This window comes from Desulfofundulus sp. (assembly GCF_049701015.1).
GTDB lineage: Bacteria > Bacillota > Desulfotomaculia > Desulfotomaculales > Desulfovirgulaceae > Desulfofundulus.
The window spans coordinates 1-10188 of the sequence record NZ_JBNATZ010000079.1 but is presented as its reverse complement, the minus strand read 5'-3'; the positions used below and the strand labels follow the sequence as shown (position 1 = coordinate 10188).

General features: G+C 56.9%; 10 protein-coding genes and 1 tRNA gene. 4 read left to right on the top strand and 7 right to left on the bottom strand.

All coding sequences use genetic code 11. From position 1 onward, the window contains the following. The 4 genes from ACPLUI_RS06695 to ACPLUI_RS06680 all read right to left on the bottom strand — a co-directional run. The coding region (locus tag ACPLUI_RS06695) for an AMP-binding protein (RefSeq protein ID WP_424659494.1) at window positions 1-945 on the bottom strand (945 nt) is incomplete at its 3' end. A 185-nt stretch (window positions 946-1130) separates the two neighbouring features. Then, window positions 1131-1205: transfer RNA gene (locus ACPLUI_RS06690), tRNA-Ala, on the bottom strand. 298 nt (window positions 1206-1503) lie between these two features. Continuing rightward, window positions 1504-1860, bottom strand: coding sequence for a ribosome silencing factor (rsfS, locus tag ACPLUI_RS06685; protein ID WP_424659493.1), 357 nt, complete (start codon window positions 1858-1860; stop codon window positions 1504-1506). Between the two features lie 115 nt (window positions 1861-1975). Then, window positions 1976-2233 carry an RNA recognition motif domain-containing protein gene (locus ACPLUI_RS06680; protein WP_424659492.1) on the bottom strand — a complete coding sequence of 86 codons (258 nt, stop codon included), beginning with the start codon at window positions 2231-2233 and terminating at the stop codon, window positions 1976-1978. A 349-nt stretch (window positions 2234-2582) separates the two neighbouring features. Here ACPLUI_RS06680 and ACPLUI_RS06675 point away from each other — a divergent pair, with 349 nt between their 5' ends. From ACPLUI_RS06675 to ACPLUI_RS06665, 3 genes are all read left to right on the top strand, one after another. Further along, on the top strand, window positions 2583-3245 hold the full coding sequence (locus tag ACPLUI_RS06675; protein ID WP_424659491.1) for a succinate dehydrogenase: 663 nt from the start codon (window positions 2583-2585) through the stop codon (window positions 3243-3245). A gap of 3 nt (window positions 3246-3248) precedes the next feature. After that, entirely contained in the window at window positions 3249-5081 is a 1833-nt protein-coding gene (locus tag ACPLUI_RS06670; protein WP_424659490.1) for a fumarate reductase flavoprotein subunit, read from the top strand. A gap of 293 nt (window positions 5082-5374) precedes the next feature. Further along, on the top strand, window positions 5375-6124 hold the full coding sequence (locus ACPLUI_RS06665; protein ID WP_424659489.1) for a fumarate reductase iron-sulfur subunit: 750 nt from the start codon (window positions 5375-5377) through the stop codon (window positions 6122-6124). A gap of 244 nt (window positions 6125-6368) precedes the next feature. Here ACPLUI_RS06665 and nadD read toward each other — a convergent pair whose 3' ends face one another. Beyond that, the gene (gene nadD / locus ACPLUI_RS06660; RefSeq protein ID WP_424659495.1) at window positions 6369-6995 is read right to left on the bottom strand and encodes a nicotinate-nucleotide adenylyltransferase; all 627 of its coding nucleotides are present in this window, start codon (window positions 6993-6995) and stop codon (window positions 6369-6371) included. Between the two features lie 173 nt (window positions 6996-7168). On the opposite strand from nadD, the gene ACPLUI_RS06655 reads away from it, so the two are divergent. Next, entirely contained in the window at window positions 7169-8077 is a 909-nt protein-coding gene (locus ACPLUI_RS06655) for a selenium metabolism-associated LysR family transcriptional regulator (RefSeq protein ID WP_424659488.1), read from the top strand. Between the two features lie 15 nt (window positions 8078-8092). Here ACPLUI_RS06655 and ACPLUI_RS06650 read toward each other — a convergent pair whose 3' ends face one another. Together ACPLUI_RS06650 and proB are read right to left on the bottom strand one after the other, a co-directional pair. Further along, entirely contained in the window at window positions 8093-9355 is a 1263-nt protein-coding gene (locus tag ACPLUI_RS06650; protein WP_424659487.1) for a glutamate-5-semialdehyde dehydrogenase, read from the bottom strand. 42 nt (window positions 9356-9397) lie between these two features. Next, window positions 9398-10144 (bottom strand): glutamate 5-kinase, encoded by a 747-nt coding sequence (gene proB, locus ACPLUI_RS06645; RefSeq protein ID WP_424659486.1) that lies wholly within the window; start codon window positions 10142-10144, stop codon window positions 9398-9400. Between the last annotated feature and the right edge of the window lie 44 nt (window positions 10145-10188).

Here is a 10188-nt window from a genome sequence, read left to right as displayed (position 1 = left end):
AGCACCCGCCATAATGCCGGTGCGCAGGGAAGACGTATCGAAAGGTTGCTTTTCCAGAACCTCCAGTTCGGTGATGAACATGGTGGGCACGCCGTGCAGAGCGGTACACCTTTCCTTTTCTACCGTTTCCAGGACACGCACCGGATTAAAGGACTCTAGGGGGACCATGGTGGCACCGGAAACCACACAGGTGAGGGTCCCGAGGACACAGCCAAAACAGTGGAAAAAGGGCACCGGGATGCACAGGCGGTCCCGGGAGGTAAAATTCATGCACTCCGCTACGCTTTCTGCGTTTTTAACCAGATTGTTATGCGTCAGCATGACCCCTTTGGGGAAACCTGTGGTCCCGGAGGTATACTGCATGTTAATCACATCGTCGGGGTCGAGGGAGGCCTGGCGGGCTGCCAGTTCCTGTTCGGAAATGAGCTCAGCCATCCCCAGGACCTGTTCCCAGGTATACATGCCCGGGTGTTCCTCATCACCGATAAAAACCACATTGCGCAGCATGGGAAATTTTTTCGCGTTCAAGCGCCCGGGCAGGCAGTGGTTCAGTTCCGGGCAGAGCTCGTGGAGCATTTCTATGTAATTGGATTCCCTGGTTCCGCTGATGAGAATGAGGGTGGTGGCATCGGACTGCCGCAACAAATACTCCAGCTCGCGCACTTTATAATTGGTGTTTACCGTGACCAGCACAGCGCCGATCTTGGCCGAGGCAAACTGGAGGACAACCCATTCGGGTATGTTGGTAGCCCACACGGCAATATGCTCACCCCGTTTGATACCCAGGGCCATCAACCCCCTGGCTGCCCGGTTGCACACCTCCTGAAACTGGCGGTATGTATAGCGCAGGTCACGGTCGGCATAAACCAGGGCTTCGTTATCTGGATACAGGGCAGCCGCCCGGTCCAGCAAATCACCGACGGTAATCCGGTCAAAGCGGTCCATCCCACCAACCTCCTGAATACTTCAAAACTTTAAATTATTAACATGATAAAGGAAGGCAAATATAGCTATACTCTCCCCCCGCCGGTTCCCCCGGGGAGTACATAAGGGGGGGGTTGATAAATCGAAAACCTCCCGCCCCTTTAGGGACGGGAGGTTTAACCCGCGGTACCACCCTACTTGGTAAATGGTGGAGCTGGCGGGAATCGAACCCGCGGCCTCTTCCATGCCAAGGAAGCGCGCTCCCTCTGCGCCACAGCCCCATACTTACCCTCTCGGTGTGCTTTAACGGTCACACGCCGGCCCGGAGTACTACTTCTTTCCCCCGGGCAACTCCGGGGCGAGTTCAGCAACCCGGTTCACCGCCTCGCACCCCCCGGCGGCTCTCTGAGGGAAACCGCTGCTGCTTACTGCTCCCCATCATAGTCATTTGCTTTTACTAACGGACACCTACAATTGTACGACATACTTACCCGTTTGTCAACAGCCTGGTCACAAAAAAATTTGGGCTGTAGCGTTGGAGCGCATACCCACTTTTTTAGATTTATTTAAGAGGAGAACCTATAAATTCACGGGTATACCCACTACCCTGGCATCTCCCCACAGACGTTCCAGATTATAAAATTGCCGTTCAGACTCCTGGAAGATGTGGGCCACCACGTCGCCGTAGTCCAGCAGTACCCACCGCCCCTCACGCATGCCTTCCTGGCGGGGGACAAGTCCGAACTTCTCACCAACCACTTTGATTATCTCTTCAGCCACGGCCTGAACATGGGTGGTCGAGCGGCCGCTCAAGATGACAAAATAATCAGCTATAATCGATATCTTGCTGATATCCAGCACGGTTATGTCGTAGGCCTTTTTATCTTCCGCCGTCTCAACGACAATCTTAACCAGCGCCTGCGGATCAATGGACAAAAGGCATGCCTCCTTAACAGTTTTTGGGTATATTATATTCTCCCTCCGGAGAAAAGTTCCTTCCCGCTTCAAAAAGAAAACCTCCCGGTCCGAAGATCTGGAGGTTTTTACTCTGTTAAGCACGCTCTTCCCTGGGTCTGGCTTCGTTAACCGTGATTACCCGGCCCTGGAATTCGGTCCCGTTCAAGGCGGCAATGATGGCATCGGCATCTTTATCTGCCACCTCAACGAAACCAAATCCCCTCGAGCGGCCGGTCTGCCGGTCGGTAATCACCCGGGCACTGATAATTTCACCATACCGGGAGAAGGTTTCTTCCAAATCCTCAGCCCTGGTAGCCCAGGGCAGATTACCTACATAAAGCGTCCGGACCACATATTTCACCTCTTTCCGTCGGACATATCCAGGCTGCGAGTTTATCACTGCTTGTGCGCTTATTATTTACTGAAGATCTTCTCATCATACCGGTGACAAAACTGAAAGTTATGCCATTTTTTACTTGCTAGCCTTTCTTGTTATAAGTTGCGAAAAGTTTTAAATGTTAAAATTATAATTTTTAGAAGCTGGCACCCCTTATAATAGCTATAAGTACAGATTATACCTGAAAAGTCAAGATTTATCAGGTTTTGGCCACAAATGCTTTTTTAACCGGAAAGCCGGCAGTTTGGCACGGAAATTGCAGGAGAACACACTGCCGCGGCAAAAGTCGAAAGATATTCAAACATTGAAACAGAGAAAGGGGAGTGCCATGACCACGCAAGAGAAACTGCTCACCCGCAATCCCCGGGCCGACCTGCTGGTGGACCTGGCCGAACTGTTCAGCGGCCTCTGCCTGGTGGGGTTCCTGTGGACCCACATGATATTCGTGGCCACCATATTGCTCGGGGGCAGGATCTTCGACCAGCTGTCAACTTTTCTGGATGATTATTTTCTTTCTTACGCCGGTATTCCTTTTATTATCCTTGCGGCCCTGGTGCATATCGTAACAGCCGGCAGAAGAATCCCCAATAAATGGCATGAGCAGCGCATTATCCTGCGCCACAGCAAAATGCTGGGTCACACCGACACCTGGATATGGGTTTTCCAAACCATCACCGGCATGGCCATTCTGGTTCTGGCCGGCATTCACGTCTGGATGGTCCTGTCCAGCTGGCCCATCCGGGCCGTTACCAGTGCCGCACGGATACACTCCTTCCTCTGGTTTTATATCGTGCTGCTCCTGGTGGGAGAATACCACGCCGGTTTCGGCCTCTACCGCCAGTTTGTGAAATGGGGCTGGATTAACAGGCATACCATCGGAGCAGTGCTGAAAACAATCACGCTGATCATCGTAGCCCTGGGGGCGGTAACCATGTGGGCCTTCTTGCAACTGGGAGGTGCAAAATGATAAATGAACTCTCAAACCCATACCACGGACGTGCTGGTGATCGGCGCGGGCCTGGCTGGAGAGCGCACGGCCATTGAAGCTGCCTCCCACGGCCTGGATGTGATTATCCTGAGCCTGGTTCCTCCCCGCCGCTCCCACAGTACCGCGGCCCAGGGAGGAATGCAGGCTTCTCTGGGAAACTGTGCCATGGGTTACGGGGACAACCCGGATATTCACTTTGAGGATACGGTGAAAGGATCCGACTGGGGGTGCGACCAGGATGTAGCCCGTCTTTTTGCCAACACCGCCCCCATAGCCGTACGGCAGATGGCTTACTGGGGGGTACCATGGAACCGGGTTACAGCCGGCAAAAAGACCCTGCCCGACGGCCGGGAAATAGAGGATTTAAAGGAATACGAGGGACTGATCACCGCCAGGGATTTTGGCGGTACGGCCAAATGGCGCACCTGCTATACCTCCGACGGCACGGGACACACCCTCCAGTACACCATGGACAGCATCGTGCTTAAAATGGGCATTACCGTCCATGACCGCATGGAAGCCATCGCGCTGATTCATGACGGCGAGAAATGCTACGGGGCGGTGGCCCGATGCCTGCGCACCGGCCGGCTCCACGCCTACCTGGCCCGGTCCACGGTCATTGCCACGGGCGGCTACGGGAGGCTGTACGGGGTTTCCACCAATGCCGTGATCAACGAAGGCAGCGGCATGTTCCTGGCCCTGGAAACGGGCGTGGTACCCCTGGGCAATATGGAGGCCGTCCAGTTTCACCCCACGGGGATGGTGCCGGTGGGGATTCTGATCACGGAAGGCGCCCGGGGTGATGGCGGCTACCTGCTCGATAAAAACCTGCACCGTTTCATGCCCGACTACGAACCGAAGAAAAAGGAACTGGCCTCCCGGGACGTGGTCTCAAGGCGCATGATCCAGCATATCCGCAGGGGTTACGGCGTGGAGAGCAAGTGGGGCCCCCACCTGTGGCTGGACATCCGCCACCTGGGTCGAAAACATATTTACACCAACCTGCGGGAAATCGCCAGTATATGTAAGAACTTTGCCGGCATCGACCCGGCGAAAGACCTGATTCCCGTACGCCCCACCCAGCATTACAGCATGGGCGGAGTCAGGACCAACATCGACGGGCATGCCTATGGTTTAAAGGGCCTGTTTGCCGTGGGAGAGGCAGCCTGCTGGGACCTGCACGGCTTCAACCGCCTGGGGGGCAATTCTCTGGCTGAAACCATCGTGGCCGGCATGGTGGTGGGCAGGAAGGTGGCTGAATATACCCTGGGAGCCGCCCTGGATTGCCCTCTCAAGCTGGTTGATGAGCATGTCAAGCACCAGGAAAACAGGATCAACGACCTCATCTCCGGTCGGCTGGGCAGCGAGAATGTTTACGAGCTCCGCAAGCAAATGGAAGATACTCTGATGGAATACGTGGGCATCTTCCGCAACGGCCCCGATTTGCAAAAGGCGGTGGACAGGCTCCAGGAGCTTTACCGGCGCTCCTTAAAGCTCGGGCTGCGGTCCAGCGGGAAATACGCCAGCCCGGAACTGGCCTCGGCTTTACGTCTGCCCGGCATGATCCGCCTGGCCCTGTGCATAGCTTACGGCGCCCTGAACCGGACCGAGAGCAGGGGCAGCCACGCCCGGGAAGATTACCCCTACCGGGACGACGTGAACTGGCTCAAGCGGACTCTGGCCTACTGGCCGCCGGGTGCCGAACTCCCGGTCCTGAAATATGAGCCGGTAAAAATTACCGAACTCCCGCCGGGAGACCGCGGCTACGGGGAATCGTCGGTTGCAAATGCCGCCAGGACGGGAACCACACCATAGGGAAAAACGCTTGCCGTTTGCACAAAGAGCAGGGGGCGAAAGCGGAGGCGGGAAGCCGAGCGCGGGATGCGCTCGAACCGGCCCCCCGAGGCGGGAAGCCGAATGGGCCGGGAACCCCGCCGGAGCTCGGGACCCGAGCGTTAGTTCGGCCTGCGAGGCGGACCGGATCGAACGTGGGTGCAAACGGAAAGCAAGGCAAGCTTTTGAGCCCGGCGGCCCGCAGCACGGAGCGACCAGGGGCGACCGCTACCCGAAGCGAATTTTAGTCTACGCACAGGATAAGGAGGAGAATCATGGCCGAACGCCTGCTGACTTTCAGCATCTTCCGCTACAACCCCAACACACCGGAAATAAAGCCCTATCTGCAGGAATACAGGCTCGAGGAATTGCCGGGCATGACCCTGTTTGTGGCCTTAAACAAAATCAGGGAGGAACAGGACCCCTCCCTCATGTTTGACTTCGTATGCCGGGCGGCCATCTGCGGCTCCTGCGCCATGCTGGTGAACGGGAAGCCGCGGCTGGCCTGCAAAACCCTGACCAAAGACCTCCCCTCCCGTATTACCCTCTTCCCCCTGCCGGTATTCAAGCTCGTGGGGGACCTCTCGGTGGACACAGGCACCTGGTTCAGGCACATGTCCCTGAAGACGGAAGCCTGGATACACACAAACAGAGAATTCGACCCCCGGGCCCGGGAAGAGCGCATGGACAACGAAACAGCCCTGAAAATTTATGAGGCGGAGCGGTGCATTGAATGCGGGTGCTGCATCGCCGGCTGCGCCACGGCCAACATCCGGGCGGATTTCATCGGAGCGGCGGGCATAAACCGGGTGGCCCGGTTTATGGTCGACCCTCGGGATGAACGCAGCCCGCAGGAATACTTCGAAGTGGTGGGCACGGAAGAGGGCGCCTTTGGCTGCGTTGGACTCATGGCCTGCGAAGATAACTGCCCCATGGGGCTGCCCCTGCAGATGCAGCTGGCCTATGTGCGCCGCAAAATGGCCTCGGCAGGCCTTGCGGCAAAGCCGCAAGCCAGGGCCGGTTAATAGCGACGCATATGCAGCGCTAACCAGGTTCGCTCCGAAGCAAGCCGATGTTTCGTCCGGTCAGGAGCACGGACCGACGGGGGACGACCGCCGCCCGGGTGGTTGTACGACAGTCTTTATGCCGATCCAGGGTAAAACAGCAAAATTGCCCGCCGGCACTACGGCATCCCCTCTTCAGGTGCCGCCACTGCCGTGCGGGCCTTTTACTCTTTATAAACCATAAACCCCCGGTTAAGTTAATAAGTTAAGTGCCAGGCACCTTATATAACCCACGGTTCAAGATGTACGCCTCCACCGGCTCGGGAAGGAGATACTTGATGGGGCGCCCTTCCTGCACCCGGGTCCTGATTTCCGTGGAGGAAATGGCCAGAGCCGGCACTTCCATGGGGATGATGCGCTGCACGTATTCAGGATTTATCCCCGCCAGCCGGCGCTTTAAATTTCCCAGGGGGTAGCCGGGACGGGTGGCCGCAATAAACCAGCACATCTGTAGCAGTTCATTCACGTTTTTCCATTTCAATATTTCCAGTACCGCATCCGCACCGGTAATAAAAAAAATTTCCGCCCCCGGGTAAAGATTCCGCAACTCCCGCACCGTATCGATCGTATAGGAGTACCCCGGCCGGTCCACTTCGATGGTTGAGGTGTCGAAGTATGGGTTGCTGGCCACAGCCAGCTCAGTCATAATCCAGCGGTGGTGGGGGTCGGTGATCTTCCGCTTCGTCTTGTGGGGGGGGCGGCCGGCAGGGATGAAAATGACCTTATCCAGCTGAAATGCATGCCTGGCTCCCTCGGCGGCAACCAGGTGTCCGTAGTGAATCGGGTCGAAAGTACCGCCCATGATACCTAACCTTTTCCATTTCTGTGTCATAAGCACAAAACCTCAGCCTCATTTTGATTACCTGAACGACCAAAAGCAACCCTTTTGTTGACACAGGCCCCGGGTATGTATAGAATTAGTTGGGACCGGGAGGTCACTGATACCTGACACGTTTCACTTATAATTTTCAAGTGTTAACACTTATGTCAACTGGAGGGTAGAAAGTGCTCGACCATCAACTGCGAGTTTTTGTGACAGTAGCGGAAAAAAGGAATTTTTCCAGGGCGGCCGAGGTACTCAACCTCACCCAGCCGGCTATCAGCCAGCACATCCACGCCCTGGAAGAACACTACCGGGCACGGCTCTTCGACCGGTCGAATAAGAAGGTGGAATTGACCCAGGCGGGCGCCATCCTTTATTCATACGCCAAAAAAATTTTAAACCTGCACCAGGAGGCCGAACGGGCGGTTACGGACCTCATAGAGCTGGTGACGGGCAAGATCGCAGTGGGAGCCAGCATGACCATCGGGGAGTATGTTCTGCCCCGGCTGCTGGGTGCTTTTGCCCGGAAGTACCCCGACGTGGAGCTGACCATGACCATCGGCAACACAGCAATGGTCTGCGAACAGACCCTGGAAGGGAGTATTGACATCGGCCTGGTGGAGGGGCCGGTGGAACACGCCCACCTGCAGGTGGAACCTTTCCTCAACGATGAAATGGTGCTGGTTGTATCCCCGGGACACCCACTGGCCGGCAAACCCCTGGCCACAGGGGAAGACCTGGAGCCCTGCACCCTCATCCTGCGGGAGGAAGGTTCCGGTACCCGCGTAGCCGCGGAACATGCCCTGCATCAGATGGATGTCACGCCGGCCAGGATAATTGTCATGGGCAGCACCGAGGCCATCAAGCAGGGCGTGGAAGCGGGCCTCGGCATCTCCTTTCTTTCCAGGTGGACCATCCGCAAGGAACTGGCCCTGGGTACGATCAAACCGGTACGGCTGAAGGACCTGAACATAACCAGGGAGTTCAAAATCATCCGTAACCGGACCAGGTTCCAGTCCCGGGCTTGCGATGAATTCGCCCGCTTTATCACCTCCGGGGAGGTTATAGCAGCTCTGCAGGCCAGGGCTTGAAGCCGGTAATTGGGGTCAACTCCGGATCTGGCCCTCGCCAAAAACAATATACTTGTAAGTGGTCAGCTCCTTGAGCCCCATGGGGCCCCGGGCATGGAGCTTCTGGGTGGAAATACCGATCTCCGCCCCAAAGCCGTACTGGTAACCGTCGGTAAAGCGGGTGGAAGCGTTAACATATACTGCCGCCGCATCCACTTCGCGCAAAAACCGCCGGGCCCTGGCGTAATCCCGGGTCACGATGGCCTCGGAATGCCTGGTACCGTAACGGTAAATATGCTCCATGGCTTCCTCCATGGATTCCACCACCTTCACGGCCAGGATCAGGTCCAGATACTCCGTGGCCCAGTCCTCCTCCGTGGCCGGTACTGCCCAGGGCACCAGCTCACGCGTTTTTTCGCACCCCCGCACTTCCACTCCGGCCGCCCTTAAATCCTCCAGAAGCACCGGCAAAAGCTCCCCGGCGACCCCCCGGTGCACCAGCAGCGTCTCCATGGCATTGCAAACTCCGGGACGCTGGCATTTGGCATTGATCACGATGGAACGGGCCATTTCCAGGTCGGCACCCTCGTCCACATAAACGTGACAGTTGCCCACGCCCGTTTCAATTACCGGTACCGTGGCGTTTTCGACCACCGTCCGGATCAATCCCGCCCCGCCCCGGGGTATGAGTACGTCCAGGAGCCCGTTCAACTTGAGCATGACATTGACTGCCGCCCGGTCGGTATTTTCAATGAGCTGGATGGCACCGGCGGGAATACCTGCTCCCTCGGCAGCCGAAGCAATGACGGCCACAATGGCGCGGTTGGAATTGATGGCCTCCGACCCCCCACGCAGCACAACGGCGTTACCCGCCTTCAGGCACAGGCCTGCTGCATCCACGGTAACGTTAGGCCGGGCTTCATAAATTATACCCACCACCCCCAGGGGGACCCTCATGCGCCCAATCTGCAAACCGTTGGGCCGCAGCCACATGGACTCGACTTCTCCCACCGGGTCGGGCAGGGATGCTACAACCTTTAACCCCTCAGCCATATCCTCGATACGCTCGGGGGTCAGCAGCAGGCGGTCGATAAGGGCGCGGGACAAACCCTTTTCCCGCCCGGCCCGTACATCAATTTCGTTGGCCTCCAGAATGCGCTCCCGGTTCCTGACCAGGCTTTCGGCCATAGCCAGGAGAGCCCTGTCCTTGACCCCGGTGGAAAGGTAGGCCAGATGCCGGGCCGCCTCCCTGGCTCTTTGAGCTTTTCCCCTCACTTCTTGTTCAATTTGCTCCATCATTTTTCCTTACCCCCCATTAATGCCGGCTCGGCATGTCAGGTTTTAGATATCCAGTACCAGGTTGTTGCGGTGGACGACCTCGTCGTAATCCTTATGTCCCAATACCCTTGCGATTTCTCCGGTCTGTAAGCCTTTGATGCGTTCCACTTCGGAAGAGGAGTAATTCACTATACCCCGGGCAATTTCCTTACCCGCAGCATCGCAGATGCTTACCGTGTTCCCCATTTCGAAGGAACCCTCCACCCGGACAATCCCCGAAGGCAAAAGGCTTTTACCGTTTTCCACCAGTGCCCGCGCCGCTCCTTCGTCAACGTAGATACGGCCGTGCACCGTGGAACTGTAAGCAATCCAGCACTTTTTTTTCTCCAGCCTGCTGTGGGGCCAGAATACCGTACCCAGGGGTTCGCCGGCCACCACCCGCCTGACCACGTCTTTTTCGGAAGAACTGGCCAGCACGGTGATGATCCCCGAGTGCATGGCAACGCGCGCCGCCTGGAGCTTGGTCACAATGCCACCGGTACCCACCTGTGTACCTGCCCCTCCGGAAAGGGCCTCCATTTCCGGCGTGATTTCGTTGACTTCCGCAATTAACCTGGCCCCGCTGTTTTTACGCGGGTCAGCATCGTAAAGACCATCTATATCTGATAAAAGAACCAGCAACTCCGCATCTACCAGCGTGGCCACCAGGGCCGCCAGGTTATCGTTATCCCCCAGCTTTATTTCCTCCACCGCGACTGTATCATTTTCATTGATAACGGGTACCACGCCCAGGCGCAACAGTGGGACCAAAGGGGGTAGCAGAGGGTTTTATTGCAGCAGCTCTGCGCTGCGCG

Bases quoted from the DNA above. Each gene is read 5' to 3' on its own strand.
- ACPLUI_RS06665 (WP_424659489.1), top strand. From the start codon at position 5,375: ATGGCCGAACGCCTGCTGACTTTCAGCATCTTCCGCTACAACCCCAAC.
- ACPLUI_RS06650 (WP_424659487.1), bottom strand. From the start codon at position 9,355: ATGATGGAGCAAATTGAACAAGAAGTGAGGGGAAAAGCTCAAAGAGCC.
- ACPLUI_RS06670 (WP_424659490.1), top strand. From the start codon at position 3,249: ATGAACTCTCAAACCCATACCACGGACGTGCTGGTGATCGGCGCGGGC.
- nadD (WP_424659495.1), bottom strand. From the start codon at position 6,995: ATGACACAGAAATGGAAAAGGTTAGGTATCATGGGCGGTACTTTCGAC.